General features: G+C 65.9%; 30 protein-coding genes. 16 read left to right on the top strand and 14 right to left on the bottom strand.

Features of this window, described 5'->3' with window-relative positions:
• Window positions 1–3: 3 nt before the first annotated feature.
• The 3 genes from dddQ to AC2FL1_RS15850 all read left to right on the top strand — a co-directional run bounded on the left by dddQ (window position 4) and on the right by AC2FL1_RS15850 (window position 3124).
• The gene (gene dddQ, locus AC2FL1_RS15840) at window positions 4–609 is read left to right on the top strand and encodes a dimethylsulfonioproprionate lyase DddQ (protein WP_496877602.1); all 606 of its coding nucleotides are present in this window, start codon (window positions 4–6) and stop codon (window positions 607–609) included.
• Entirely contained in the window at window positions 606–1889 is a 1284-nt protein-coding gene (locus AC2FL1_RS15845) for an aspartate aminotransferase family protein (RefSeq protein ID WP_496877603.1), read from the top strand. Before dddQ ends, AC2FL1_RS15845 begins: the two co-directional genes overlap by 4 nt.
• Window positions 1890–1951: 62 nt before the next feature.
• Complete coding sequence (locus AC2FL1_RS15850; protein WP_496877604.1) at window positions 1952–3124, top strand: adenylate/guanylate cyclase domain-containing protein; 1173 nt, start codon at window positions 1952–1954, stop codon at window positions 3122–3124.
• A 51-nt stretch (window positions 3125–3175) separates the two neighbouring features.
• Here the strand turns inward: AC2FL1_RS15850 and AC2FL1_RS15855 are convergent, their stop codons facing one another.
• The 6 genes from AC2FL1_RS15855 to AC2FL1_RS15880 are packed head-to-tail and all read right to left on the bottom strand — an operon-like array spanning window position 3176 to window position 9700.
• Window positions 3176–4009 (bottom strand): HTD2 family dehydratase, encoded by an 834-nt coding sequence (locus AC2FL1_RS15855; protein WP_496877605.1) that lies wholly within the window; start codon window positions 4007–4009, stop codon window positions 3176–3178.
• 25 nt (window positions 4010–4034) lie between these two features.
• Window positions 4035–5372, bottom strand: coding sequence for an MmgE/PrpD family protein (locus AC2FL1_RS15860; RefSeq protein WP_496877606.1), 1338 nt, complete (start codon window positions 5370–5372; stop codon window positions 4035–4037).
• A complete protein-coding gene (locus tag AC2FL1_RS15865) occupies window positions 5369–6214 on the bottom strand; it encodes a fumarylacetoacetate hydrolase family protein (RefSeq protein ID WP_496877607.1) in 846 nt (281 codons plus the stop codon). Before AC2FL1_RS15865 ends, AC2FL1_RS15860 begins: the two co-directional genes overlap by 4 nt.
• Window positions 6211–7146, bottom strand: a complete 936-nt coding sequence (locus AC2FL1_RS15870) for a ketopantoate reductase family protein (protein WP_496877608.1) — start codon at window positions 7144–7146, stop codon at window positions 6211–6213. Before AC2FL1_RS15870 ends, AC2FL1_RS15865 begins: the two co-directional genes overlap by 4 nt.
• Complete coding sequence (locus AC2FL1_RS15875; protein WP_496877609.1) at window positions 7143–8651, bottom strand: trimethylamine methyltransferase family protein; 1509 nt, start codon at window positions 8649–8651, stop codon at window positions 7143–7145. Before AC2FL1_RS15875 ends, AC2FL1_RS15870 begins: the two co-directional genes overlap by 4 nt.
• Window positions 8648–9700: an Ldh family oxidoreductase gene (locus AC2FL1_RS15880; protein WP_496877610.1), complete on the bottom strand. Its 1053-nt coding sequence runs from the start codon at window positions 9698–9700 to the stop codon at window positions 8648–8650. Before AC2FL1_RS15880 ends, AC2FL1_RS15875 begins: the two co-directional genes overlap by 4 nt.
• A 122-nt stretch (window positions 9701–9822) precedes the next feature.
• On the opposite strand from AC2FL1_RS15880, the gene AC2FL1_RS15885 reads away from it, so the two are divergent.
• Window positions 9823–10734, top strand: a complete 912-nt coding sequence (locus AC2FL1_RS15885) for a LysR substrate-binding domain-containing protein (protein WP_496824240.1) — start codon at window positions 9823–9825, stop codon at window positions 10732–10734.
• Between the two features lie 139 nt (window positions 10735–10873).
• On the opposite strand, the gene AC2FL1_RS15890 is transcribed toward AC2FL1_RS15885, so the two are convergent.
• On the bottom strand, window positions 10874–12136 hold the full coding sequence (locus AC2FL1_RS15890) for a DEAD/DEAH box helicase (RefSeq protein WP_496877611.1): 1263 nt from the start codon (window positions 12134–12136) through the stop codon (window positions 10874–10876).
• A gap of 339 nt (window positions 12137–12475) precedes the next feature.
• Here AC2FL1_RS15890 and AC2FL1_RS15895 point away from each other — a divergent pair, with 339 nt between their 5' ends.
• On the top strand, window positions 12476–12889 hold the full coding sequence (locus AC2FL1_RS15895; protein ID WP_496877612.1) for a Fur family transcriptional regulator: 414 nt from the start codon (window positions 12476–12478) through the stop codon (window positions 12887–12889).
• 105 nt (window positions 12890–12994) lie between these two features.
• Here AC2FL1_RS15895 and AC2FL1_RS15900 read toward each other — a convergent pair whose 3' ends face one another.
• A complete protein-coding gene (locus tag AC2FL1_RS15900; protein WP_496877613.1) occupies window positions 12995–13312 on the bottom strand; it encodes a hypothetical protein in 318 nt (105 codons plus the stop codon).
• A gap of 228 nt (window positions 13313–13540) precedes the next feature.
• Between AC2FL1_RS15900 and AC2FL1_RS15905 the strand changes: the two genes are divergently transcribed.
• From AC2FL1_RS15905 to AC2FL1_RS15915, 3 genes are all read left to right on the top strand, one after another.
• Complete coding sequence (locus tag AC2FL1_RS15905) at window positions 13541–14425, top strand: DMT family transporter (RefSeq protein WP_496877614.1); 885 nt, start codon at window positions 13541–13543, stop codon at window positions 14423–14425.
• A 149-nt stretch (window positions 14426–14574) separates the two neighbouring features.
• Window positions 14575–15852, top strand: coding sequence for a phosphopyruvate hydratase (gene eno / locus AC2FL1_RS15910; RefSeq protein ID WP_496824231.1), 1278 nt, complete (start codon window positions 14575–14577; stop codon window positions 15850–15852).
• A 43-nt stretch (window positions 15853–15895) separates the two neighbouring features.
• On the top strand, window positions 15896–16402 hold the full coding sequence (locus AC2FL1_RS15915; RefSeq protein WP_496824229.1) for a GNAT family N-acetyltransferase: 507 nt from the start codon (window positions 15896–15898) through the stop codon (window positions 16400–16402).
• Between the two features lie 109 nt (window positions 16403–16511).
• On the opposite strand, the gene AC2FL1_RS15920 is transcribed toward AC2FL1_RS15915, so the two are convergent.
• Entirely contained in the window at window positions 16512–16799 is a 288-nt protein-coding gene (locus AC2FL1_RS15920; RefSeq protein WP_496877615.1) for a DUF1330 domain-containing protein, read from the bottom strand.
• Between the two features lie 62 nt (window positions 16800–16861).
• Here AC2FL1_RS15920 and AC2FL1_RS15925 point away from each other — a divergent pair, with 62 nt between their 5' ends.
• Window positions 16862–17554, top strand: a complete 693-nt coding sequence (locus AC2FL1_RS15925) for a haloacid dehalogenase type II (protein WP_496877616.1) — start codon at window positions 16862–16864, stop codon at window positions 17552–17554.
• A 53-nt stretch (window positions 17555–17607) separates the two neighbouring features.
• On the opposite strand, the gene AC2FL1_RS15930 is transcribed toward AC2FL1_RS15925, so the two are convergent.
• From AC2FL1_RS15930 to mazG, 3 genes are all read right to left on the bottom strand, one after another.
• The gene (locus AC2FL1_RS15930) at window positions 17608–18057 is read right to left on the bottom strand and encodes a GNAT family N-acetyltransferase (RefSeq protein WP_496877617.1); all 450 of its coding nucleotides are present in this window, start codon (window positions 18055–18057) and stop codon (window positions 17608–17610) included.
• Window positions 18054–18995 (bottom strand): nucleoside hydrolase, encoded by a 942-nt coding sequence (locus AC2FL1_RS15935; RefSeq protein WP_496877618.1) that lies wholly within the window; start codon window positions 18993–18995, stop codon window positions 18054–18056. The genes AC2FL1_RS15930 and AC2FL1_RS15935 overlap by 4 nt, the downstream gene beginning before the upstream one ends.
• Window positions 18996–19121: 126 nt before the next feature.
• Window positions 19122–19943: a nucleoside triphosphate pyrophosphohydrolase gene (gene mazG, locus AC2FL1_RS15940; protein WP_496877619.1), complete on the bottom strand. Its 822-nt coding sequence runs from the start codon at window positions 19941–19943 to the stop codon at window positions 19122–19124.
• Between the two features lie 65 nt (window positions 19944–20008).
• Between mazG and AC2FL1_RS15945 the strand changes: the two genes are divergently transcribed.
• Window positions 20009–21172 carry a M20 aminoacylase family protein gene (locus AC2FL1_RS15945; protein ID WP_496877620.1) on the top strand — a complete coding sequence of 388 codons (1164 nt, stop codon included), beginning with the start codon at window positions 20009–20011 and terminating at the stop codon, window positions 21170–21172.
• A 51-nt stretch (window positions 21173–21223) separates the two neighbouring features.
• On the top strand, window positions 21224–22201 hold the full coding sequence (speB, locus tag AC2FL1_RS15950; protein WP_496877621.1) for an agmatinase: 978 nt from the start codon (window positions 21224–21226) through the stop codon (window positions 22199–22201).
• Window positions 22202–22241: 40 nt separating this feature from the next.
• On the opposite strand, the gene AC2FL1_RS15955 is transcribed toward speB (AC2FL1_RS15950), so the two are convergent.
• Complete coding sequence (locus AC2FL1_RS15955) at window positions 22242–22619, bottom strand: VOC family protein (RefSeq protein ID WP_496877622.1); 378 nt, start codon at window positions 22617–22619, stop codon at window positions 22242–22244.
• A 39-nt stretch (window positions 22620–22658) separates the two neighbouring features.
• Between AC2FL1_RS15955 and AC2FL1_RS15960 the strand changes: the two genes are divergently transcribed.
• The 3 genes from AC2FL1_RS15960 (at window position 22659) to AC2FL1_RS15970 (ending at window position 24635) form a co-directional block, all read left to right on the top strand.
• A complete protein-coding gene (locus AC2FL1_RS15960; RefSeq protein WP_496877623.1) occupies window positions 22659–23198 on the top strand; it encodes a winged helix-turn-helix transcriptional regulator in 540 nt (179 codons plus the stop codon).
• An 84-nt stretch (window positions 23199–23282) separates the two neighbouring features.
• A complete protein-coding gene (speB, locus tag AC2FL1_RS15965; protein WP_496877624.1) occupies window positions 23283–24230 on the top strand; it encodes an agmatinase in 948 nt (315 codons plus the stop codon).
• A 9-nt stretch (window positions 24231–24239) separates the two neighbouring features.
• Window positions 24240–24635: a DUF1499 domain-containing protein gene (locus tag AC2FL1_RS15970; RefSeq protein ID WP_234175954.1), complete on the top strand. Its 396-nt coding sequence runs from the start codon at window positions 24240–24242 to the stop codon at window positions 24633–24635.
• On the opposite strand, the gene AC2FL1_RS15975 is transcribed toward AC2FL1_RS15970, so the two are convergent.
• Window positions 24579–24872, bottom strand: coding sequence for a hypothetical protein (locus AC2FL1_RS15975; protein WP_496824210.1), 294 nt, complete (start codon window positions 24870–24872; stop codon window positions 24579–24581). The two genes, AC2FL1_RS15970 and AC2FL1_RS15975, sit on opposite strands and share 57 nt — an antisense overlap.
• Before the next feature lie 62 nt (window positions 24873–24934).
• Here AC2FL1_RS15975 and prfA point away from each other — a divergent pair, with 62 nt between their 5' ends.
• Window positions 24935–25990 carry a peptide chain release factor 1 gene (prfA, locus tag AC2FL1_RS15980; RefSeq protein ID WP_496877625.1) on the top strand — a complete coding sequence of 352 codons (1056 nt, stop codon included), beginning with the start codon at window positions 24935–24937 and terminating at the stop codon, window positions 25988–25990.
• Entirely contained in the window at window positions 25987–26829 is an 843-nt protein-coding gene (gene prmC, locus AC2FL1_RS15985) for a peptide chain release factor N(5)-glutamine methyltransferase (RefSeq protein ID WP_496824208.1), read from the top strand. The genes prfA and prmC overlap by 4 nt, the downstream gene beginning before the upstream one ends.
• Window positions 26830–26884 lie beyond the last annotated feature (55 nt).

Below are 26884 nucleotides of genomic sequence, written 5' to 3' on the forward strand. Positions count from 1 at the left end.
CACATGACCCAGACCGATCCCGCCTTTCAAAACCTTCTGGCCGAGTTTCAAGCGCTTCATGCGCGCGAACCCGCTCTGGCCGGTTTCGTCGACCTTCCCGACAGCCTGACGCCACAACCGGTCACGCCCGTCCGCATCCCGCCCGCAGCCCTGATGGAGAGTGACCCGGACCTGACGACGACAGCCTATGCCGCCATCCGCGATGCCTTCATCGCTGCCGGCGCGGTGGCCCAGTGGCGCCTGACCTATCAGGGCTCGCGTCTGGGGGCCGATTTCATGGACCGGTTCGCCTGCTACTGCCTGATCGGCGAGGGCGGGCCCTTTGCCAGCGACAGCCTTGCGGCCTATGTGGTCTATATGCCGGCGGGGCTTTACTATCCGTTTCACCAGCACCCGGCCGAAGAGATCTATTTCATCCTGGCAGGCGAGGCCGAGTTCCTGATGGAGGGGCATCCGCCCCGCCGTCTGGGGCCGGGCGACCATGTGTTCCACCCTTCGGGGCACCCGCATGCGACGCGCACATATGACCGCCCGTTCATGGCGCTGGTCCTGTGGCGCGGCGATCTGGAAACCGCGCCGGTACTGACCTATCCGGAGGGAGAGATATGATCCGACTGAACAGCCAGGCCGATTGGGTCGAACGCGCCCGCGCGGTGCTGCCCGCCGCGGGCTTTGGCAATTTCGACCCCGCCGTCGTGATCGCGCGCGGGCAGGGCGCGCGGGTCTGGGATCAGGACGGGCGCGAATATGTGGACTATCTGATCGGCTCGGGTCCCATGCTCTTGGGCCATGGCGATCCCGAGGTGATGGAGGCGGTGCTGGAACAGCTGCCGCTGGGCATGACCTTTTTCGCCAACAACACCAAGGGGATAGAACTTGCCGAGGCGATCGTTCAGGCGGTGCCCTGTTGCGAGCAGGTGCGCTTTGTCACCTCGGGGGGCGAGGCGGACATGTACGCGATCCGGCTGGCGCGCGCCTTTACCGGCAAGTCCCGGATCGTGAAATTCGAGGGCGGCTATCACGGCATGTCTGCCGAGGCACAGATGAGCCTTGCCCCTGCCCGTGCGGTCAACTTTCCGACCCCGCTGCCCGACAGCGCCGGCATCCCGCAGGGGGTGGCCGATCAGGTGCTGGTGGCCCCTTTCAACGATCTCGAGGCGGTGGCCTCGCTTCTGGCCGAGCATGACGACATCGCCGCGATCATCGCCGAGCCATTGCAACGGATCATCCCGCCCCGGCCCGGCTTCCTTCAGGGCCTGCGCGAGCTTTGCGACCGTCATGGGGTGCTGTTGATCTTTGACGAGATCGTCACCGGCTTTCGCCTCGCCTATGGCGGCGCGCAGGAACATTATGGCGTGACTCCCGATATCGTCACCCTGGGCAAGGTGATCGGCGGCGGCTTCCCGCTTGCGGCGCTGGGCGCCTCGGCCCGGATCATGGTGCATTTCGACAAGGGGGCGGTGGGTGCCGAACGCTGGCTGATGCAGCTGGGCACCCTGTCGGGCAATCCGGTGGCGGCGGCGGCGGGGCTCAAGACGCTCGAGATCCTGCGCCGTCCGGGTCAGTATGCGCGCCTACGCGATCTGGGTGAACGTTTGATGGCGATGCACGAGCGGGCACTGAACGCACAGGGCATTGCGCACCGGTTGTCGGGCGACGCCACCCTGTTCGACGTCTATTTCACCGAGGCCGCCTGCACAGATTACCGTACTGCCCGCCATGCCGAGCCCGAGCGGGCGCAGGTCTGGAACGCGGTGCTGCGGGCCGAGGGCGTGTTCAAGTCTCCGGGCAAGCTCTATCCCTCGCTGGCGCTGGGCGAGGAGGAGTTGGAGCGGACCGAAGCGGCGCTAATCCGTGCGGCGGCGGCGGTTGCGGCGGTCAAGGAATAGGCAAAAGGAATCGCCGGGCCATGGGGACTTGTGCCACGGGCGCAAAGACCTAAGCTGGAGCGATGGATCCTGTTGCGGACCTCAATCACTGGATGATGACCCGGGGTCGCTGTTCTGACGATCCTGTCGAGGTGGTGTCGCGGTATTGCGCGACACTGGTGGATGCCGGCGTGCCGCTCTGGCGGGTGAATATCGGCCAGCGGTTTGCCAACCCCCTGCTGATCGCGTGGGGCATCGTCTGGACGCCCGATGGCACCGAAACCTATGATGTCACCCATGCGCGCATGCTGACCGACGACTATATCGGCAGCGCCTTTGAATACATCCTGACCCATCAGAAACCGCTGCACAAAAGCCTTCGCAGTCTTGATCGCGACAAGGACCATGTTTCCTACCTCGAATTCGCCGCGGCGGGAGGCACCGATTATTACGCGACGCTGCTGCAATATGGCGACGGATCGCTGCACGGCTGCACCTTTGCCACCCGCGACAGCGGCGGGTTCCGCCCGGAACATCTGGCAATGATCGAGGCGTCGAAACCGGGCCTGTCCTCGGCGCTGGAGCCGATGACGATGCGCAAGTCCACCCAAAGCCTGCTGCGCACCTATCTTGGCGACGGGCCCTCGCAGGAGGTCTGGAACGGGACCGTCAGGCGAGGTGAACGCAAGACGCTGGAAGCGGTGGTCATGTTCACCGATCTGCGCGGCTTTACCGCCTTTTCCGAAACTGCGGGCGAGGACGCGGTCTTTGACGCGCTGGACGGGTATTTCGAACTAGTGGTTCAGTCGGTGGAAACCTTGGGCGGTGATGTGCTCAAATTCATGGGGGACGGTATCTTGTCGGTCTTTGCGATTTCCACGCCGGAAGAGCGAAACGGAAAGTGTCGGCAAGCTACCCGCGCGGCGCAGGAGGTTCTCAAGGGGCTGGCGGTCTTGAACGATGCGCGCAGGAAGGCGAACCAGTCACCGCTGAACATCGGCATTGGCATGAATGTGGGCCGGGTCAGCTATGGCAATATCGGCAGTCCCGGCAGGCTCGACTTTACGGTGCTGGGACCTGCGGTGAACGTGGCAAGCCGGATCGAGGGATTGACCAAGACGCTTGGCGACCGGGTGCTGGCAACCGCCGGCGTGGCCCTGTCGTCGCCCGGTATGTTCGCGTCGCGCGGCAATCATCGGATCCGCGGACTCAGCCACGAAATAGAGGTGTTCGGCATGAAAGAGGTGGTAGGCTGAAACCCCGGAATGCGCGTCTGGTCTGGCCGCGGTTCCGGATCGGTCGAACCCTCAGAACTCGGCAGTGGCGCGCATGGCCAGCGCCCCGTCCGCGCGCCGGGCCCAGAGTGTCAGGCCGTCGCCCTCGGCCCGGCCCTGAATGTCAAAGGGGGCAAGGCCGGCAATCGGCGCCAGCCCCCGGAACGAGAAGGCGCGCAGGGGCCGCCCGGCCTGCGCGCTGGCCAGATCGGCCAGCAGGGTGGCGGTCAGCGGGCCGTGAAACACCAGCCCGTCATAGCCTTCGACCGTGCGGGCATAGTCGACATCGTAATGGATCCGGTGTCCGTTGAAGGTGAGCGCGGAATAGCGAAACAGCATCACCTCGGTCGGCGCGATTCGGCGCGAGAACTCGGCACCATCGGGCGCGGGGGCGGGCGTGGGCGCAGGGGCGTCCGGCGCCGGATCCTCGCGATAGACGATGTCGTGTTCTTCGGTCAGGGCAGGAACGCCATCCTGGAACAGCTCGTGCCGGACGGTGACAAAGCAGAGCTTGCCGCTGCGCCCCTCCTTCTCGGTGATCGAGGCGATGGTCGAGCGTTTGCTGGCGGCCCGCCCCAGGATCAGAGGGCGGTCAAAGTGGAACCGGCCGCCCGCCCACATCCGGCGCGGCAGCGAAACGGGCGGCAGGAAGCCGCCCTTTTTCGGATGCGCGTCACGGCCCAACTCGCTGGCGCGGCGCGCCTCGAGGAAATAGAGCCAGTGCCAGAGCGGCGGCAGCGCGTCGCCCTCGGCCAGGTCCGGCTCGCGGTCGAGCGTGGCCTGAAGAAAACGCGCGGGTTGGGCGCGCAGCGTGTCCTCGGCGCGTGTCTGCCGGCCCAGCCAGTCTTGCAGATTGCTCTCGGTCATCGCCGGGGTCCTTTCCGTCAACGTTTCAACCCGCCTCCTGCCGCAGAAATGTGGCGATATCGGCGGCCTGCGGCCAGCGCAGCAAGACGTGATACTGCGACACAGGGCGCCCGGTGATCTCGTGCCATTTCGCCGCAAGCCGGTCGGGCGGCATCGGGTTCTGTGGTGCGCCCAGCGGATAGGCGCAACTGGCGCTCAGTTCAAGGCCGTCGGAAAGTGTGATGTGCAGGCGGTCGGGCTGCTCGGGATCAAAGTTCAGCGAGCGGTCACGCACCGGCTCGGCGCGCAATTCGGTCAGCGCGATCAGACGGCGGATCTCGGGCTCGGTCCAGAATTCGGCGGCGCCATCGGCCAGCGTCAGCCCGCCCGAAACCAGCATCCGCGCGATCGAGGCGGGGGCGGAAAACAGCGCCTCGGCCTGGTTGCGGGGCTGGTGAAAGGGCAGGATCGCGTGGTGGAAATCGGGCAGGCTGGCCCGGATCGCGACGATACCGGCGGTCTCGCCGTTCAGGCGGGTGCGGATTTCGGCCGCTGCCGTCATCAGCCGGTGGGTATAGCCGCAGGATGGCCAGGGCTTGAAGGCCAGCCCGTATTGCAACAGGCCCCAGGGCGTGCCCAACTGATCGAGGATCGCGGCTAGCCGCGCCGGATCATGCGGCGCCAGCAACCCGACAAAGCCGCGCCTGTCATCCAGCACATGCGGTTGCGCGGTGGCGCCCGCCCGGGCCAGCAGCGCCGCCTCGACCCCGGTGCGCGCGGCGAACCCGGCCTGAAGTGGTTTGGCGGTGCTGCCGAATTGCGCGGTATAGCCCATCGCCTGCGAGACCGAGAGCGCCAGCGCATGTTCCGCCTGATCCGCGCTCAGCCCCAGCAGCCGTGCCACCGCCGCTGCCGCGCCGATGGCGCCCAGCGTCGCAGTGGCGTGAAAGCCGCGTTTGTAATGGTCGAGCGTGATCGCCTCACCCAGCCGCATGATCACTTCGATCCCGACCGCATAGGCCGCCAGCAACTCGGCGCCGCTGACGGGGCGCAGATGCGCCGCTGCCAGCAGCGCTGGGAACAGGACAACGGTGGGATGGGTGTTGCCCGGCTCCTCCCAGTCGTCCATGTCCCAGGCATGACCGGCGACCGCGTTCACAAGCGCCGCCGTCGGGGCGGGCAGGGTCAGCGCCGTGCCCAGAACCGGTACCGGGCCGTTGCCCAACGGTGCCAGCGCGGCGCGGCTGCGGCTTGCCGCAGGGCTGTCGGCCCCGGCAAGGATACAGGCGATGCAATCGAGAATGGCGGGGGCAGCGACCGCCTCGACCGCCGGGTCGGGCCGGGCAGTCACGGCAAAGCGGGCCAGATGAGAGGCCGTGTTCATGGCGCGCCCACGATGTTTTCCAGCGTGCCGACACCGCCGACAGTAACGGCCACCCGGTCGCCCAGGCGCAGAAAGGCGGGCGGTGTGCGGCTGCCTCCGGTGCCGTCTGGCGAGCCGGTGGCGATGATGTCGCCTGTCTCCAGCGGCTGGATATGCGAGATATAGGCGATCAGCTCAGCCAGACCAAAGATCATCCCGGCGCCGCTATCGGACTGCATCAGGGTTCCGTTCACCCGCGTTTGCAATGTCATCTCGGCAATATCGCCTGTCTCGTCGGCGGTGGTGATCCACGGCCCCCAACTGCCCGAGGCGTGGAAGTTCTTGCCCGCATGGACCGAGTGTTTCATCCAGCCCCGGACCGAACCTTCGTTCATCGCCGAATAGCCCAGCACATGGCCCAGCGCGGCCTCGGGCGAGATATGACGGCCGGGCCGACCGATCACCGCAACGATCTCGCCCTCGAAATCAAAGCTCTCGGCGGCGGCACCTTGCGGCATTTCCAGCTTGGTTCCGTGACCCACCAGTGTTTGCGGATGGCGCGAGAACAGCACAACATGGCCCGGATCGGGCGGCGGCACCCCATCGACCGGGTAGGGTTTGCGATAGTTCATGCCGGCGCAGATGATCTTGCCCGGCTCGGGGATCGGCGGCAGCCAGACGAGACCCTCCAGCGACAGCGCCGCGCCGCATTGGCCCGGCAGATCGGCCACCGGGCGGGTGCGCAGATAGTCGCGCAGGGTGGGGCAGGCGGCGCGCAGCGCGGGCAGGGCGGGATGCGCGCCCGCATCGGTGATCACCCCATAGCCGGGCGCGCCGTCAACAAGGAACGAGGCAAGTCTCATGTCCGCTCTCCCTCAAATGCCGCCTCGCGTGCGCGGATCACCGCGCAGAGTGTATCGTTATAGGGGGTTGGAATACCCAGCGCCGCGCCCAGCGGCGGGATGGCGCCATTGATCGCCTCAAGCTCGGAGCGCCGCCCCGCCTCGTGATCCTGCAACATCGAGGGTTTGGCCGTGCCCACCCTCTCGGCAAAGGCGGTGACATAGGCAACCGGGTCGTCAAAGGAGAACGCCACCCCGCGCGCGCGGCCGACCGCATATGCCTCGGCCATGCAGCCCAGTGCCACCGCCCAGCGTTCGGGATCGGCGCGCAGATCGGCAACGGTACAACCAAAGGCGGTGCAGGGGGCCGACAGCGTGACATTGCACAACAGCTTTTCCCAGATCAGCCGGTCGATATCGGCAAAGGTCTCGACCTCGAACCCGCCACTGCGCCAGATCCCGGCCACCTGTTCCAGGCGCGGATCGTCGCCGCCGGTCATGGCGCCCAGCCGGATCAGCTTCATCGCTGTGTGCCGCGCATGGCCCGGCCCGACCATGGCGGCGCCGAACCCCTCGGCCACGCCCAGCAGCACCCGGTCGGCGGGCAGGTGGCGGGCGATGCGTTCGCCCGCGCCCAGCCCGTTCTGGATCGTCAGCACCAGCGCATGTTCCGGCATCGTGGCCGCGATGGCCCGCGCCGCCGGTTCGACGCCCGCCGCCTTGGTCGCCAGGATATAGAGGTCGCAGGGACCGGCCCGGGTCAGGTCCTCCATCGCTTCGACCTGGCGGGACAGGAGCGTTCCCGATGGCCCGTCCACACGCAGGCCCCCGGCATTGATCGCCGCCACATGCGCGGCCCACATGTCCACGGCCCGCACCTGATGCCCGGCTTCGGCCAGGCGGGCGGCATAGATCGACCCCATGGCGCCGCAGCCGACGATTGCGATTTTCATGCGAGAGGCTCCTGTTCAATGGGCAGGCCGAATTGGTCCGCCAGCTCGGCGCGCAGGTCGCGCGGCAGGTGGTTGGGCCTATGGCGGTCCAGCAGAGTGGCGGCCCGGGCCGAGGCACGCGCGCCCATGTCGGCACGCGCGCCCAGGGCCCAGTCGCCAAGTTGCGCGCGGTCTGCGATCTCGGGGTAGAGAAAGTCGCTGCGCATCCGGGCATAGGTCTCGGGACGGCCCAGAAAATGGCCTTCGCCGCGCACCACCTCGGCAATCGCCTCCAGCGCCAGTGTCTCGGGCGTGATCTCGGGCGCGATATTGGCGCGCAGGATCGCGCCCAGCATGTCATTGTCGGCCACCATGGCACCGAAATGCACCGCCATCAGCCCGGCCTGGCTGCCGGCGGCCTGGGTGATCAGGTTGGCCCCGGCCTGAAGCGCGGTGTTGATGGTCAGCGCCTTTTCGTAACCGGACTGGAAATCGGGCAGCTTGCTGTCGGTGGCGCCCGCGATCACCGAACAGGGCAGGTCCCAGAACCGCAGCACCTGCACCGCCAGCCCGGTGGCCATCGCCTGTTCGCCCGCACCGCCCGCCAGCCCGCCGCTGCGCAGGTCGGTGATCATCGGGCGCGGTCCCGCGATGCGCGGCGCGTTCGGGTCGAGCGCATGGACAAAGGCCAGCCCCGCGAGTGCCTCGGCCAGGGTCTGCGCCACAGATCCCGCCAGCGTCACCGGGCTCGACGCGCCCAGTTGGCCGAACACGTTGCAATGCACCGGGATGCCCGCGCGGACCGCCTCGGCCATCACCTCGGCGCTTTCGGCGTGAAACCTGAGCGGGGGCACCGCGTGGTTGATGTTGAGCGACAGGAAGGGCCGGGCGCGGAACGCCGCCTCGCCGCCCGCAATCCGGTGGCAGAGCGCGGCAAGCGGCGCCACATGGCCCGGTTCGGTTGCCTGCACCATCACGTGTTTGGCGGTACCCGCCAGCGCGGCGGCGGCGGTGGCCAGGTCGAAGCGCAGCGGATCGGCCACGTCACCCGCCACCAGCGAGCGGGCGAAGAACTGCACATGATCCAGCGCATCGGCCAGCCGGGCGGCATCGAAGAGATCGGCAAGTCTGGAAGGACGGTAGTCGCCGCTCTCTGCGTCCATCACATTGGGCGCGGCGCCTCCGGTGCCGGCATAGGCGCGGGTGCCGCCCACGCTCAGGTCATGGGTCGGGTCCTGACCGGCCAGCAGCACCCGGCGCGGCATTTCGGCCAGCGTCGCCTCGATCAGGGCGCGCGGGTAGAGAAGGCGGCCCTGATCCAGGCGACCCCCTGCCGCAAGGATGGCATCGCAGACGACCGGCGGGGCCTCAGCCATGCCGATTGTGGTGAGGATGATGATCGCCGCCTCGGCCAGTTGCGTGACCGCCTCGGCCGGGACCGGGTGCCAACTGCCACCATGGGCGGCGGTCGCGGGTCGCTCTATGGGACTGGTCTCGGGGGTGGCTCTGCGTTTGCGTCTACTCATGTCGCGGATACTTCCAGCCTGTCGGCCAATGTCTCGATCTGTCTCCAGGTGTCGCGCGGGACCGACACGACGCCGCCCGAGGCCGCCCGGTGCGCGCGTTCGCGCTCGCCCGGGATCTCGACACCGGAACTGCCCGGCGCGGGCGGGCAGCGGCGCAGCTCGTCCAGCACCTCTTCGGCGGCGGCGGCCATGGCGGGGGCATCTCGGAACCGCTCTGCCGAGAGCGCGATCAGCAGCCAGTTGCATTCGGTGGTCGAGGGGCCCAGCAGCGCCTCGCCCACCAGCTCGCCCAGCAGGGCAAGGCCAAAACCCTTGTGCCCGCCCGCCGGCAGGATGGCGCCCCCGGCAAAGTAATCCTCGGGGTTGCGGGTGGGGTGGCCTGCGGCGTCGATCACGCAGCCCTCGGGCAGCAGCGCCCCGGCCGAGCGCGCCGCATAGATCCAGCCGCCCGCAATCATCGAGGTGGCGAAATCCAGCACCACCGGCCCCCGGTCGCCACCGGGAATGCCGATGCACCAGGGGTTGGTGGGCAGCATGGCGCGGGCGCCGCCATGGGGCGCCACCTGCCGCCAAGTCTGGCGATTGCCGCCGCCCAGGCAAATGGTCAGGCACCCGGCCTCGGCCGCCGCCTCGGCAAAGGCGCCGTGCCGCCCGGTATGGCCCACGTGACGGATCGACAGCGCCGACAGACCCCGCGCGCGCGCCTCGTCACAGCAGGTATCATAGGCCAGCCGCAGGGCGGGGATGCCGATCCCGCCATCTGCCTCGACCCGAGTCGGGCCGCCTGCGTCGTCGCGCACCACCCGTGGGCGGCCCGAGGGCGTCAGATAGCCGCTTTCGACCTGGGCGGCATATTCCAGCACCCGCATCACCCCGTGGCTTTCCACTCCCGACATGCTGGCGTCGACCAGATGCGCGGCCACCTCATCGGCGATGTCGGGGTCAAACCCCAGAGCCTGGAAAATCGCGTCGAGCCTGGATTGCACCTCTGTCGCGGGCAAGCGAGTGCGACCGCTGGCAAGGGTCAGCTTGCTGTTGGGGTCCTGCATTGCTTGCGTCCTTGACAAGGCATCCACGGGCACGGCTCATCCGTCTTGCGGTGAAGCCTAACGGGATGCAATCAACTAAAAAATAGGTTAAAGGGGAAGCTTGATATTTCCTTGAATGAACGATGATGACGCGCCCCAGCTTGCCCCTGCACCAAATCCAGGCCTTTGACGCGGCGGCCCGGCATCTGAGCTTTACCCGTGCTGCGCGCGAGCTCAACGTGCTTGGCCCGGCGGTGGGCCGGCAGGTGGCACAGCTTGAGGCCGATCTGGGCGTGACCCTGTTCCAACGGACCAAGCCGCGCCTGACCCTGACCGTCGAAGGCGCGTTGCTGGCGCGGGCGGTCTCGGCGGGGTTCGAAGCGCTGCACGAAGGGCTGGACCGTGTGCGAGAGCATGACGGGCAAGCCGCCTTGGTGGTTAACGCCGCGATGGGCTTTACCAGCTATTACCTGTTGCCCCGGATGGGAGCATTCCAATCGCGCCACCCCGAGATCGCGCTTCAGGTCGTAACCCGCGACCAGAACCCCGATTACGACCCCGCAACCTGTGACCTGCTAGTGACCTTTGGCACGGCGGGGCTGGCGGGAATGGTATCGCAGCGTGTGATCCCGGAACGGTTGGTTGCGGTCTGTGCGCCCGCTGTACTGGGCGGGCGCGGTCCGCTCAGCCGGGCCGAGCTGGCGGCTGAACGGCTCTTGCATCTGAGCGCTGAGTCCCATTTCGACGACTGGCAACGGTTTTTCGAGGGCAGCGGCGTGACACCACCCAGCCCGCCCCGGCACGATCGGTTTCACAGCTTCATGGTGCATAACCGGGCGGTGCATAACGGCATGGGAATTGGGTTGAGCTGGCGACCCTTTATGGATGACCAGCTGGAAAGTGGCGCGCTCGTTCTGGCGTCGTGCCATGAATGTCGCACCGGGCGAGGCTATTATTGCAACATCACCCCGCGCGGCGCCGGGAAACCCGCTGCGCGTGTATTTCTGGACTGGCTTTGCGGACAGGATGCGGAGGGACAGAACCTCTGCGGCTGACACAGATCGCCCCGCATCGCGGCACGACCAGCATCGCCTCGGTCAAGAAGGGCGTTGGGATGGCGGTGCTGCCTTGCCCGATCCGATCTGGTCCGGGATGGGGTCCGACCCTGAGCGGGTCAGACCCTGTCGTTTACACTCAGGCCGCCTTGCGTGCCGCGCCGCTGCCACGACCGCCGCGCCGACGGCGGTTGCCATTGCCGCCACCGGATTTGCCGGGCTTGCCGCCGGGGCCCTTGCGGGCGGCCGGTTTGGCCGGATCTTCGATCGGTTGCCAGGGGCGGCCCGAGGCGATCGGGATCGCGGTCTTCATCACCTTCTGGATGGCGGCCAGTTCTTCCATCTCGTCAGGGGCGCAGAAGGCCACCGCCGCGCCGTCCTTGCCCGCCCGCGCGGTGCGGCCGATCCGGTGCACATAGGCATCGGGCACATTGGGAAGTTCATAGTTGTAGACATGTTTCACGTCGGGGATGTCCAGACCGCGCGCGGCCACGTCGGTGGCCACCAGCACCCGCACATCCGCCGATTTGAAAGCGGCGATAGCGCGGTCGCGCTGGCCCTGGCTCTTGTTGCCATGCACGGCGGCGGTGGCGAACCCGGCTTTTTCCAACGTCTTCGACAGTTTTTCGCAGCCCCATTTGGTGCGGCCGAACACGATGGCGCGCTCGTCGCGATGGGTATCGAGCAATTCGATCAGCAAGTCGGTCTTGGCCGCCTTGGCGATGAAATGCACCACCTGTGTCACCTTGTCGGCGGCCTTGCCCGGGGGCGAGACCTCGATCCGGCGCGGGCTGTTGAGATAGCTCTGGGCGATCTCGTTCATCAGCTTGGGCATGGTGGCCGAGAACAGCATGGTCTGACGCTCTTTCGGCAGCACCGCCGCGATTTTGCGCAGCGCGTGGATGAAGCCCAGATCGAGCATCTGGTCGGCCTCGTCCAGCACCAGGAAGGAGCAGCTGCCCAGATCGACCGCCTTGCGGTCCATCAGGTCCATCAGGCGGCCGGGGGTGGCGACGAGGATATCCACGCCGCGTTCCAGCCGCTTGATCTGCGGGTTGATGGACACGCCGCCCACAACGATCGCCACTTTGAGCGGCGTATCTTCGGTCAGCGCCTTGAGCGTCTCGGCGATCTGTTGCGCCAGTTCACGGGTGGGGGCCAGCACCAGCCCGCGCACGGTGCCACGCGCCGGTTTGCGACCCACCCGGCCTAGCAGGGTGATCAGCGGCACGCCAAAAGCGGCGGTCTTGCCGGTGCCGGTCTGGGCCAGGCCCATCACGTCATGGCCGTTCAGCGCCTCGGGGATCGCACGGGCCTGAATCGGGGTCGGTTCGGTGATGCCCATGGCGGTCAGCCGGCTCACCAGGGCATCATCGAGCCCCATCATGTCAAAATCGCTCACAAAAATCCTTTCGCGCCGCACCCCAAATGGCACGGCGTCACGAGCGGGTCCGCGGAGCCTCGGATCCGGCAGCCTCATGCCCCGGACCGGTCCAGCGGTTTGCCCCATGCGTGAATGTGGGAACGGTTGCGCCTGTCCTGTTGCGACCCTTCCTTCGTGGGCCGGGCGGGTTTTCCCCGCACGTCTTATCTTGTCTGCTCACGCGGCAGAGGACATTGGCGTTAGCGTCCATGTGGATGCTTGCGCGGCAAAAGTCAACCGCCCTGCGCCAATCGCGGCTGGCCCTGTGGCGCAACAGCATGTAAACGGGATTCCCGAATGCCGAGACAGGATGCGCCCATGTCCCAACCGATCATCGCCCGTTGCGAGGCCAAGGGCCTGCGCATGACCGGTCAGCGCCGGGTCATCGCCCGCGTGCTGGAGGAGAGCGACGATCACCCCGATGTCGAGGAGCTGTATGCCCGCGCGTCGAAGATGGATGCGGCGATCTCGATCGCAACGGTCTACCGGACGGTGAAACTGTTCGAGGAGGCGGGGATTCTCGACCGGCTGGAATTCGGCGACGGGCGCGCGCGTTACGAGGATGCCGAGCGCGACCATCACGACCACCTGATCGACATGAATTCCGGCGAAGTGATCGAGTTTTGCGATCCCGAGATCGAGGCGCTGCAGGAACGGATCGCCGAGAAGCTGGGCTATCGTCTCAAAGGGCACAAGCTTGAGCTGTACGGGGTGCCGATCCGCAAGGGCTAGGCATTTCGGGGACGCTGCTGTGGGGCGCTGCCCCCAGCCTACAAAATTCGTCGAATTTTGTAGGCTTCCCCCGGAGTATTTTCGGCGAAATGAAGGGGAGGGGCGTCAGTCTGCGGGCCTTGCCCGGACCTGACGCATGGCGCCGCCAGTGCCGGTCACCCGCAGGTTTTCGCCATTGTCGAGCAGCTCCACGTCAGCCTTTACGAGCTTGCCTGTCCAGCCATGTTTGCTGCGCGCAAGCGCTGTGGTCTCGGGCGCGTTGCTGAGACGGTCCCAGACCAGTTCGGTGCAGTCGCCATTGACCGCGAAATTACCGTAGATGCCATGTTCCCTGAATTCATAAGTGCCGCCTGCCCAAGGGCAGGCGCCTGCGGTTGTGGCGGTCACGAGGCAGAGGGCGGCGGATGCAAAGAGGCGGGTCATGTCATGTCCAATCGAGAGGGCTGATGTCGGATATCGCCAAGCATAGCGCGGATTGGGCTTTGTTGACAGGAAAAGGGCGGAGCCCGAACGCTTTGCCATCACCCGGCGCGATGGGGGGCTCCACGTCTTTTGATCGGTGGCGCCGCGTTTACGCTTGCCGCGGCACCGAACATACGCTTTGGCTGAAAGTGGACCCGGCCCCTTGCGGCCAGCGAGAGGCTTTGACCCATGAACAACGTAAACGGCATCCTGCTGGTTGTCGCCGCGATGGCGGCCTTTTCGATCGAGGACATGTTTATCAAGAAACTGTCCGTCACGGTACCAATCGGGCAGATCCTGCTGGTGTTGGGGGTGTTCTGTTCGGCCACCTTCCTGACCATGGCGGTGGCCACGCGCAAGCGGGTGTTCAGCCGCGCCGCCTGGTCGCCCTTGTTGCTGATCCGCGCCGCGACCGAGGCGGTGAGCGCGCTGACCTTTGCCACGGCTCTGTCACTGGTCGACCTGTCCACCGTTGCGGCCGTGTTCCAGGCGATGCCGCTGGTGGTGACGATGGGGGCGGCGCTGTTTCTGGGTGAACAGGTGGGCTGGCGCCGCTGGAGCGCCATCACGGTCGGCTTTGTCGGTGTCCTGATGATCATCCGCCCCGGCATGGCCGGGTTCCAGCCTGCGCAGCTTCTTGTCGTGGCCTCGGTCATCAGCGTGGCGGCGCGCGATCTGATCACCCGGCGGATCGACGCGCATGTGGCCTCGGCGGTGGTGTCGTTCCAGGCCTATCTGGCGTTGATCCTTGGCGGGGGCGGGATACTGTTGGTCTCGGGGACCGCGCTGGTTCCGGTCGAGCCGGGCCATTGGGTCCCCTATGCGGGCGCGATCCTGTTCGGGGTTCTGGGCTATTACGGCATCGTCACCGCGATGCGCGTGGGCGAGGCCTCGGTCGTGACGCCGTTCCGCTATACGCGGCTCTTGTTCTCGCTGCTTGCCGGGGTGCTGGTGTTTGGCGAGCGGCCTGATTGGCCCACTCTGGCGGGCGGCGGGCTTATCATCGGCTCGGGGCTTTACACCTTTCTGCGCGAACGGCGGCTGGCGCGGGAACTGGCCTTTGCAACGGGTTGAGCGGTCGCGGTGGATTGTTGGCGCAAACAGCAATTTGTTAGCCCTAACTGCGCGTTTTTGCGCGTGTTAGCGATAGCAGGTGAGGTTTACTTTCGCCCCGCGGCTGTTATGAGAGCGGCAATCCAATTGCAGAGTCGGGGACCGATTTCATGAGCACCATCATCGATATTCACGCGCGCGAGATTCTGGACAGCCGGGGCAATCCGACCGTCGAGGTCGACGTGGTTCTGGAAGACGGCACCATGGGCCGCGCCGCCGTGCCCTCGGGGGCGTCGACCGGTGCCTATGAGGCGGTCGAACGCCGCGATGGCGACAAAAATCGCTACATGGGCAAGGGCGTGCTGGAGGCGGTGGCCGCCGTCAACGGCGAGATCGCCGAGGAACTGGTTGGCTTTGACGCCACCGAGCAGGTGGCCATCGACGCGGCGATGATCGAACTGGACGGGACCGAGAACAAAGGCCGGCTGGGCGCCAACGCCATCCTGGGCGTGTCGCTGGCCGTGGCCAAGGCGGCGGCGGATTTCACCACGCAGCCGCTCTATCGCTATGTCGGGGGCACTTCGGCCCGGGTGCTGCCGGTGCCGATGATGAATATCATCAATGGCGGCGAGCATGCCGACAACCCGATCGACATCCAGGAATTCATGATCATGCCGGTGGCGGCGGAGAATATCCGCGACGCGGTGCGCATGGGAGCCGAGGTGTTCCACACGCTGAAGAAGGAACTGTCGGCGGCGGGTCTGGCGACTGGTGTGGGCGACGAGGGCGGGTTTGCCCCGAACCTGTCGAGCACTCGGGACGCGCTGGATTTCATCCTGAAAGCCATCGAGAAGGCAGGCTACAAGCCGGGTGACGATATTCACCTCGCGCTGGATTGCGCGGCCACCGAATACTTCAAGGATGGGAAATATGTCTTTGCTGGCGAAGGGAAAACCCTTTCAAGCGAAGAGAATGTCGACTATTTGGCGGCTTTGGTTGCCGACTACCCGATCATCTCGATCGAGGATGGCATGGCCGAGGATGACTGGGCGGGCTGGAAGGCGCTGACCGACCGTCTGGGTGGCAAGGTGCAACTGGTAGGCGACGATCTGTTCGTGACCAACCCGGCTCGTCTGGCCGAGGGGATCGCCAAGGGCTGTGCCAACTCGATGCTGGTCAAGGTGAACCAGATCGGATCATTGACCGAGACGCTGCGGGCCGTCGATATGGCGCACCGCGCGCGGTACACCAACGTGATGAGCCACCGGTCGGGGGAGACCGAGGATGCCACCATCGCCGATCTGGCTGTGGCGACCAATTGCGGTCAGATCAAGACCGGCTCGCTGGCGCGTTCGGACCGGCTGGCCAAGTACAACCAGCTGATCCGGATCGAGGAAGCCTTGGGCGAGGTCGCCGAATACGCCGGCCGTTCGATCCTTCGCGGTTGAGGACCTCTCTGATATGGTTCCCTTCGGAGCGTCGGAGGGGACCGTGATCGAGATCGTAACACCACAAACGACCGAGCAGTTTGACGCGGTCCGACAGCTATGCTGGCAATACCGCGATTTTCTGCTCGCGGTGTCACCGCAGAGCAAGGTGATCGCCGAAACCTTCTATCCGGTTGAAAAATATGCTGCGGTGATTGACCGGCTGGAGGAGGAGCACGCGGCTCCAACGGGCGGGATACGGCTGGTGCTGGCGCGGGGTGAGCCTGTCGGCTGCGGCATGTTTCACACGCTGGAACCCGGCATTGCCGAGATCAAGCGGGTCTATCTGACCGACGCGGCGCGCGGGCAGGGTGCGGGGCTGGCGTTGATGAACGCGTTGGTCCAGGCCTGCCGGGAGCAGGAGTTCTTGCTGATACGGATGGATACGGGTGCGCCGCTGGAGGCGGCGCAGAGGCTGTATGACGCGATGGGGTTCGCCCGGCGAGGTCCTTATTACGATCCGCCCGAGATTGCCCGCGACTTCCTGCGCTTTTTCGAAATGCGCCTGTGAGGCGTGTCCAAGGGGGCGCTGCCCCCTCGGCCCGTGCGGGCCTCACCCCCGGAGTATTTCCAACCAGAAAGAAGAGCTTTTGCCGGGACGGCCGGCAGGGTTTGGCGATCTATACCCCTTCCACGATGACCAGATCGGTCTCGGCCGCCTCTTCACGGACCAGACGCGCAGCCTTGTAGGCCTCGGACTCGTAGAAAGCGCGGGCCTGTTCGAGGCTGTCGAATTCGACGATGATGCAGGTTCCGGTGGCCGCGCCCTCGCGGTGATCGATGTTCGGGTTGCGAACAAGGACCCGGCCGCCGAAGTCCTTGATCGCCGGGGCCGACATGGATTTGAAACGCTCGAACGTTTCGGGATCGTGGACGCGAATATGGGCGACGATATAGGCTTTGGGCATTGAAATCCTCCATGTGCTATGCGCCGATGCTAGCACGAAATGTGGCAGGCGACGGAAGCGGAATGATAGACGCCCTGATTTTCGACGTGTTCGGAACCTGCGTGGACTGGCGCGGATCGGTCTCACGCGCGGTTTCGGCGCTTCTGCCAGACATTGATGCCGAGGCCTTTGCGACAGCCTGGCGCGCCGAATACGACCCGGCGATGGCGCGGGTTCGCGATGGCGCGCGGGGTTATGTGCCGCTCGACGATCTGCATCTGGAGAATCTCGACCGGGTGGCACAGGCTTTTGCGATCGAGATCCCGGACCGGTTGCGCCTGAATGCGGCCTGGGAGCGGCTTGACCCCTGGCCCGATGTGGTGGCCGGGCTGGAGCAGCTCAAGAGAGAGGTGATCATCGCGCCGTGCTCGAACGGGTCGATTGCCCTGATGACCCGGCTGGCGCGCCACGCCGGCCTGCCTTGGGATTGCATTCTGGGGGCGGATATCGCGCGAGGATACAAGCCGCAGCCAGAGGTCTACCTAGCCGCCTGCGCTGCGCTGCGCCTGCCGCCTGAGTCTGTGATGATGGTCGCCGCGCATAACGACGACCTGGCCGCGGCGCGGGCGGTGGGGATGCGGACCGGTTTCGTGCCACGCCCGCGCGAGCATGGGCCGGGACAGGTGCGGGATCTGCGCCCGGAAAGTGATTGGGATCTGGTGGCGCGGGATTTCCTTGACCTTGCAAAACAGGTTTCGGGAAGCCGGAAACGCTGACTGGCGGTGTATCGGGTCGCGTCTTCGCCACGGCTGGCGCTGGGGTCGTGCGGTCAGAGGCGCTTGCTCATCAGCATCTCGTCCGGGCGGGGGGCGAAACGGGCGCGGGCGAAGAGCCGCTGGGCAGCTTCGTTTTGGCGGTCGACCTCGAGATGCAGGGCCCTCATTCCGGCGGCGGCCAGCGCCTTGGGCAGCTGGCCGAGCACTTCGCTGGCGATACCACGGCCGCGCACGGCCGGGCGCAGCCAAATCTCTTTGATGAACCCGTCCAGCCCGCCGAATTCCACCGACCAGCCAAAGGTAACGATGACATAGCCGAGAGGCGCGCGGGCGGGGCCGATAAGGTAGACACAGCCATGCGGGATGCCGTCGAGCAGCGGCTGCAGGGCCTCGCGGCGGGCCTCCTCAGACCCATGCAGACCCTGTTCGGCGTGAAAGGTGCCGACCATGGCGGTCAACCGGTCGAGGTCCTCGGGACGGGCGAGGTGCAGCGCGGCGCTCATAACCGTGCCAATCGGTCTGTCAGCAGGGAGAAAAAGCCGTGGGCGTCAATGTCGCCGATGAAGAGCGCGTTGGGCGCCCGGTCGGTGACCCGCCACCAGTCGGCGACGGTCATGCCGAGGGTCAGTTCCGAACCGATCTCGACCGCGACATTGATGTGACGACCCGAGAACAGATCGGGGGCGAGCAGATAGGCGGTAACGCAGGGATCATGCAGGGGGGCGCCTTCGGAGCCGTATTTCTCCTTGTCGAAGCGCTCGAAGAAGTCGGTCATCTGGGCGACCGCGATGCCGGCGGGAGTGCCGAGCGCGCGGAAGGCGTCGTTGCGTGCCTTGGTGACCAGCGCCTTGTGGGTGACATCAAGCGGCATGACGACGATGGGGGTGCCGGATTTGAACACGATATCAGCGGCTTCGGGGTCGACGTAAATGTTGAATTCGGCGGCGGGGGTGATGTTGCCCACCTCGAAATAGGCGCCGCCCATCAGCACGATTTCCTGCACGCGGCCGACGATGTCGGGAGCGCGGCTGAAGGCGGTGGCGATATTGGTGAGCGGACCCAGCGGGCAGAGCGTCACCGTACCCGGCGCCTGGGCGCGCAGGGTGTCGATGATGAAATCGACCGCATGGGCGTCTTGCAGAGGCATGGTCGGGTCAGGCAGGTCGGGGCCGTCGAGCCCGGTCTTGCCATGCACGTGTTCGGCGGTGACCAGCTTGCGCGCGATGGGCGCGTCGCACCCGGCATAGACCGGTACATCTGGCCGTCTGGCCAATTCGCAGATGATGCGGGCATTTTTTGCGGTCAGCGGCAGCGGCACGTTACCCGCCACGGCGGTGATGCCCAGCACCTCGATCTCGTCGGGGCTGGCCAGCGCCAGCAGGATGGCAACCGCGTCGTCCTGGCCGGGATCGGTGTCGATGATGATCTTGCGGGGGGGCATGGGTGTCTCCGGTCGTGTCGGGGTCAGTGGTGACAGGTGCGCAGGCGTCTGTCCAGAGGGGGACAGAGGGGCGCTGCCCCCGCGCCTGGCGGCGCTCCCCCGGAGTATTTGCGGCGGAATGAAGGGTCAGGGGCGGGCTTTTTCCTCGGTCTTGACCTGATTCCAGAGCGCGTCCATCTCGTCCAAGGTGCTCTCTTCGGGGGTCTTGCCCCGTGTCGCCAGCCGCGCCTCGATCTGGGCGAAGCGGCGGGTGAACTTGGCATTGGTGCGGCGCAGCGCGGCCTCTGGCTCGACGCCGAGGTGACGGCCGAGGTTGACGAGGACAAAGAGGAGGTCGCCGAATTCATCCTCGATGGCATCCGCATCGAGGCTGTCGCGCGCCTCGACCAGTTCGCGGGTCTCTTCGGCGATCTTGTCGAGCACCGGACCCACATCGCCCCAGTCGAATCCCACACGGGCGGCGCGTTTTTGCAGCTTGAAGGCGCGCAGCAGGGCGGGCAGGCCGAGTGCTACGCCTTCGAGCGCGCCTTGCTGGGCCTTCTCCGCCCGTTCAGCGGCCTTGATCGTCTCCCAGTCGCGGGTCTGCTGTTCGGCAGACTTGTCGCGGGTCTCGTCTCCGAACACATGCGGGTGGCGGTCAACCATCTTGTCGGACATGGTGCGCACCACGTCCTGAAAGGTGAAATGCCCGGCCTCGGCCGCCATCTGCGCATGAAACACCGATTGGAACAGCAGATCGCCCAGTTCTCCCTTGAGTTCGTCCCAGGCGCCGCGCTCGATCGCGTCGGCGACCTCATAGGCCTCTTCGATCGTGTAGGGGGCGATGGTGTCGAAGTCCTGTTCAATATCCCATGGACAGCCGGTATCCCGGTCGCGCAGGCGGCGCATGATCTCCAGCAGGCGCTCGATTCCGGCCGATTGGTCGTGGATCAGCGTATCATCGGGCATTGCGGCGCTCCTCGTTCCAGTGTCAGATGCATCCATCCCGCAGCAAGGCCCCGGAGTCCACCCCCATGCCCGTCATCAACCGTATCGCCGAATTCGCCGCCGACATGACTGCCTGGCGCCAGCATCTGCACACCATCCCCGAACTGGAGTTCGACTGCCACCAGACCGCGGCATTCGTGGCCGAGCGGCTGCGCGAGTTCGGGGTCGACGAGATGCACGAGGGTATCGCCAGCACCGGCATCGTGGCGATCATAAACGGGCAGGGTGACGGCCCCACCATCGGGTTGCGGGCGGATATGGACGCGCTGCCGATCCCTGAGGAGACCGGGGCCGACTATGCCTCGACCCATCCGGGCAAGATGCATGCCTGTGGCCATGACGGGCATACAACCATGTTGCTGGGTGCGGCGCGCTATCTGGCCGAGACCCGCAACTTCAGTGGCCGGGTGGCGCTGATTTTCCAGCCTGCCGAGGAAGAGGGCGGTGGCGCCGATATCATGGTGCGCGAGGGCATCCTCGACCGGTTCGACATTGCCCAGGTCTATGCGCTGCACAATGCGCCGGGCCACAGGGAGGGGTCGTTCTATACCACGCCGGGGCCGTTGATGGCGGCGGTGGATACGTTCGAAATCCATATCCAGGGGCGCGGCGGCCATGGCGCCATGCCGCATGAGACCATCGACCCGGTGATGGCGGCCTGTGGTATCGCGCAGGCGATCCAGACAATCGTCAGCCGCAACCACTATGCGCTGGACGACCTGGTGGTCTCGGTCACCCAAATCCATGCGGGCACCGTCAACAACGTGATCCCCGATACCGCCTATCTGAACGGTACGGTGCGCACCTTTGACCCGGCTGTGCAAAAGATGGTGATGCGCCGGATGAAGGAGATCGTGGCGGGGCAGGCGGCCTCTTACGGGGTGACCGCAGAGCTGGACTATGTGGTGGGCTATCCCGCCACCGTCAACGACGCCGCCAAGACCGAATTTGCCGCCGAGGTGGCGCGCGAGGTATCGGGCGCGGCCAATGTGGTGGCCGATGGCGGGCGCGAGATGGGGGCCGAGGATTTCAGCTATATGCTGGAAAAGCGGCCGGGCGCCTATCTGTTCATCGGTCAGGGCGACAGTGCCGGGCTGCACCATCCGAAATACAATTTCAACGACGAGATCGCGCCGGTGGGGGCGTCCTTCTTTGCACGGATCGTGGAGAAGGCACAGCCGGTGGCTTGACGTTCACGCGCGTCGCCAACCCGCCGGGAACCCAAGGAGGAGCAAGCAGAAGTGGCTCTAGAAGATGCGAAGTCAGCGGTGGACGAGGCGTTCACCGTACCGGAACTCAAAGGGTTGTCCTTTGAAAATACGTTCGGGGGGGCGGTATCCTTCCTGCGACGGCTTTATACCAAGGACCTGCGTGGCGTCGACGTCGCGGTGACCGGCGTGCCGTTCGATCAGGCGGTGACCAACCGGCCCGGAACCCGCCTTGGGCCGCGTGCCATCCGCGAGGCCAGCACGCTGCAATCCATGGACGAGCCCTATGGCTGGCCGTTCAAGGCGCTGAGCGATCTGGCCATCGTGGATTATGGCGACCTGGCCTTTGACTATGCCGATGTGCCAAGCTTTCCAGGCCGGGTGACCGAGCATATCCGCACCATTCTGGCGGCGGATGTTGCCTCGGTCGTTCTGGGGGGCGATCACTATATCAGCTTCCCGATCCTCAAGGCCTATGCCGAGAAATACGGGCCGATGTCGCTGGTGCAGTTCGATGCCCACACAGACACCTGGCCCGATGACAACATGGACCGCGTCGACCACGGTACCATGTTCTACAAGGCGGTGAAGATGGGGCTGGTGGACCCCGCGCGTTCGGTCCAGATCGGCATCCGTACCACCAACGAGGACACGCTGGGCGTCAACATCATCGACCCGCGCGAGGTCGAGGAGAGCGGCCCGGCGGCGGTGGCGAAAAAGGTCAAACAGATCGTGGGAGACAATCCGGTCTATCTGACATTCGATATCGACGCGCTGGACCCGGCTTTTGCGCCCGGCACCGGCACCCCGGTCTGGGGCGGGCTGACCTCGCTCCAAGCGTCGATCATGTTGCGCGATCTGGGCGGGATCAACATCAAGGGCGGCGACGTGGTCGAGGTCTCTCCGCCCTTCGACACCTCAGGGGCCACCGCGATTGCGGGGGCGCATGTGGCGACCCAGATCATCTGCCTGCTGGGGTGGACCAAGCTCTGTGGGGCGGCCGCAGGCTGAAACGCGGTCTATCCGCCCCTGCTGCCCGAGCGGGGGCGGGTCAGGCGCATTGTGTCAGGTCCTGCGCCAGCATCAGCGCGTTGCCGTCCGGGTCATAGAACGTAGCGGTGCTTACCATACCCTCGATCGTCTCGGTCGGGCCGTCAAAACGGATGCCCGCCGCCTCCATCGCGGCGCGGGCGCTGGCGATATCAGCGACTCCGAAGACCGGCACCGTGTTGCCGGGCGCCGGTTCCGCCTGTTCGCCCAGGCCCAGGGTCACGCCCGGTGTCAGTGTGCGCATCTCGCTCCACCCCGCCTCGTCGATGTGGTGGATCAGTTCGAATCCCAATGTCTCGCGATACCATTCGGCGCTGGCGTGGCGGTCCCGGACCGACAGCGCCAGTGTGATTGTGGTGTCCAATGTGGCGAGGGGCATGGGGTTTATCCTTTTCTTTAAATATAGTAACTATACTTTATGGACATAAACCTGCTTGTCAAGCTGACCGCACGGACCTGGTCCCTGCCGATCCTCGCGAACCTGCATCAGGGCTTACCGGGACGGCAGGCGCCATTGCTGACCGCGACTGGCGCGGGGCGGACCGCTTTTGCGGCAAGCCTTGCGCATCTGTTGCAGCTTGGGCTGCTGGAGCGGAACCCCGGTCACGGCCATCCGCTGCGGCCCGAATTCCGGCTGACCGCAACCGGGCAAGAGGCCGCCGCGCTGGCGGCCCGGCTGCTTGATGCCATGCCCGGCGCGGCCGAGGGCGCCTTGTTGCGGCGCAGCTGGACGGTGCCGATTCTGGCACTGACCGGCCAGCCCAGGCGCTTTTCGGCGATCCGGTCCGACCTGTCCCCGATCACGGACCGGGCGCTGTCGGTGTCGCTGAAACAGCTGGAGGATAATCAATGGCTGCGCCGCGATCTGGACCTGTCCCAGCGGGTGCCGTTCCCGATCTACAGCGCGGCAAATCTCGGGGCCGAACTCAACCGCGCCATCGGCCTTGAGGGCGGATAGCGGGCCGGGCACCGCCCTGTTTCAGCAATTGTCAGTTGTGCGGAAATCTGGGAAAGCTTGCACCTGGACAGCAGGAGGGTGCGCATGAGCGAATTCAACCAGCCCATCGGTGGCAACGATCTGGCCCGGTTCTCGGGGCCGAACACCTTTATGCGGCTGCCGCAGGCGCAGGCGCTGGATGGGCTGGACGTGGCCATTCTGGGAATACCGATGGATATCGGCACCTCGTGGCGTTCGGGCACGCGGTTCGGGCCGAAACAGATCCGTTCGGAAAGCGCGATGATCCGGCCCTATAACATGGCGACCGGGGCGGCGCCCTTTGACAGCTTACAGATTGCCGATATCGGCGATCTTGCGATCAACACGTTTTCGCTGGCCGACAGTTTGCGCATCATCAAGGAGAGCTATGACGCGATCCTGACCCATGACGTGATCCCGGTGGCGATGGGCGGAGATCACTCGATCACCCTGCCGATGCTGCGGGCGATTGCGGCCAGACATGGCCCGGTGGCGCTGGTGCATGTGGATGCCCATGCCGATGTGAACGACGAGATGTTCGGCGAGCGGGAAACCCACGGCACCGTGTTCCGCCGCGCCTATGAGGAAGGGCTGATCCAGCCCGACAAGACCTATCAGATCGGCATTCGCGGCTCGGGCTATGCTGCCACGGATTTCACCGAGGCGCAGGGTTGGGGGTTCCAGCACTTCCCGGCTTGGGAGCTGTGGCACCGCAGCCTGAAGCCGCTGGGTGACGAGATCCGCCGCGATATCGGCGACCGGCCGGTCTATGTCACCTATGATATCGACAGTCTGGACCCCGCTTATGCGCCCGGTACCGGCACGCCGGAGATTGGCGGGCTGACCACGCCGCAGGCGCTGGAACTGATTCAGGCGCTGAGGGGGTTGAAGATCGTCGGCTGCGATCTGGTCGAGGTCTCGCCGCCCTATGACCCGTCGGGCAATACCGCGCTGACGGCGGCAAACCTGCTTTATGAACTGCTCTGCGTGCTGCCCGGCGTGCGGGCGCGCTGAGCGGTGCGGATGCTGATCTGGTTCCTGATCGCGCTGGTGGTGCTGGGTCTGGCCTGGATCCGGCTGGCCCCTTCGGACCCGGCGCGCTGGCACCGTGCACCGCAGGTCACCGCGGACCGCGACATGCGGGGCGGCGTCCTGCGCCGGGTCGAAACGGGGGCGGACGGTCTGGCCCGGTTCGACGCCATCGCGCGCACGGCCCCGCGCACGCGGGTGCTGGCCGGTTCGGTGGCCGAGGGCATGGTGACCTATGTCACCCGCACCCGTGTCTTCGGCTTTCCCGATTACACCACCGCCCGGCAACAGGGGGACCTGTTGCTGATCCATGCGCGCAACCGGTTTGGACGCTCAGATCTTGGGGTAAACCGCGCGCGTGTCGAGCAATGGCTGGCGGCTTTGCGGTAACAGGCGCGAAGACAGGCAGCCGGGTTGCACCTCGCGCCACATCGGCACGTTCAGCGACATCTGGCATTGCGCCATGAACATGCGTCCGTCGACCATCAGGCAGATTGTCTCGCCCAGCTCGATCCGCGCGCCGGAGGTGTCTGTGCAATAACAGTCGATGGTCTTGCCGCCGGGGCCAACGACATCGGCCAGCGCCGGGGGCGCGATGAGCAGGAGCAATGCAAGAAGACGTGTCATGTACATAAGCTAGCACAGCCCAGCCCCTTGACCAAAGCCCCCGGATATCGGACACCGCCGCAATGATCCCAGAAGAACGCCTCGACCAGATTACCCAGCGATTCCAGTATCTGGAGGCCGCGATGGCCGACGGTGCCTCGGGCGGCGATATCGCGCGTCTGGCCAAGGAATATTCCGACCTGCGCCCGGTGGTCGAGCAGATTGCCGCCTGGCGCCAGCTCTGCGCCGATATGGCTGAGGCGAAGGAGATGCTGGGGGACCCCGACATGAAGGCGCTCGCCGAAGAAGAGTTGCCGGTTCTGAAAGCGCGTCTGCCCGAGGCCGAACGCGCGTTGCAACTGGCGCTGTTGCCCAAGGACGAGGCCGACGCGCGGCCCGCAATGCTGGAAATCCGGCCCGGAACAGGCGGCGACGAGGCGGCGCTGTTCGCGGGCGATCTGCTGCGTATGTACCACCGCTATGCCGAAGCGCGCGGCTGGAAGCTGGAGCTGATCGAACTGCAAGAGACCGAGTTGGGCGGCATCAAGGAAGTCGTGGCGCGGATCAGCGGCGAGAATGTCTTTGCCCGACTGAAATACGAAAGCGGCGTGCACCGCGTACAGCGGGTGCCCGAGACCGAGAGCGGCGGGCGCATCCATACCTCGGCCGCGACGGTGGCGGTGCTGCCCGAGGCGCAGGATGTGGATATCCAGATCGACCCGGGCGATATCCGCATCGACACGATGCGATCGTCTGGTGCGGGCGGGCAGCACGTGAATACCACCGATTCCGCGGTGCGCATCACCCATCTGCCCAGCGGCATCGTGGTCACCAGTTCCGAGAAATCGCAGCACCGTAACCGCGAGATCGCGATGCAGGTGCTCAAGACCCGGCTTTACGATCTGGAACGCCAGCGGCTGGACAGCGAACGCTCTGCCAGCCGGTCGGCCCAGGTGGGGACGGGGGACCGGTCGGAACGCATCCGCACCTACAACTTTCCCCAAGGCCGCATGACCGACCATCGCATCAACCTGACGCTCTACAAGCTTGACGCGGTGATGCAGGGTGATCTGGACGAGGTGATCGACGCGCTGATCGCCGACGGGCAGGCGCGCATGTTGGCCGAGATGGGGCAATGAGCGGCCAAACCGCCGCCAAGGCGATGGTCGCCGCCACCGCCCGGCTGCGGGCCGCCGGTGTGCCCGATCCGGCCCGCGACGCGCGGCTGCTCCTAGCCCATGCCGCCCGGATCGAGGCCAGCCGCGTGACCCTGATCGCGCCCGAGGACCTCGCCCCCGAAATCGCCGAGCGTTATGACCAGCTGATCTCGCTGCGCGCGGTACGCGTGCCGGTGTCGCACCTGCTGGGCGAACGCGATTTCTACGGCCGCCGGTTCAAGGTCTCGGGAGAGGTGCTGGACCCGCGTCCCGAAACCGAAATCCTGATCGAGGCGGCGCTGAGTGCCCCGTTCGACCGGGTCCTGGACCTGGGTGTCGGATCGGGTGCGATTCTGGTCACCCTTCTGGGGGAACGTCCTAGCGCCACCGGACTTGGCGTCGATCTGAGCGAGGCCGCCTGTCTGCAGGCCAGCGCCAATGCGGTGCTGCATCGGGTTGGCGCGCGCGCCGATATCCGCCGGTCGGACTGGTTCGAGGTGGTCGAGGGTCGGTTCGACCTGATCGTGTCCAATCCGCCCTATATTGCGCTGAGCGAGATGGATTCTCTGGCCCCCGAAGTGCGCGAGCACGAGCCGGAACTGGCGCTGACCGATGGCGGAGACGGGTTGGGCGCCTATCGCCAAATCGCCGCGGGTGCGCCCGATTACCTGTTGCCCGGCGGCCGGCTGCTGGTCGAGATCGGCCCGACCCAGGCTCGGGCGGTCTCGGACCTCTTTCAGGCTGCGGGCCTTTCGGGTCTGAGGGTGATTCCGGATCTGGATGGACGTGACCGGGTGGTGGCCGCGCATCTGCCACGATGATCCGCAGGGATGCGGCGTAAATGTGCCAGTTTGCCTCAAATTCCCGATATTTTTA

The organism is Ruegeria sp. YKSF070 (assembly GCF_059612725.1).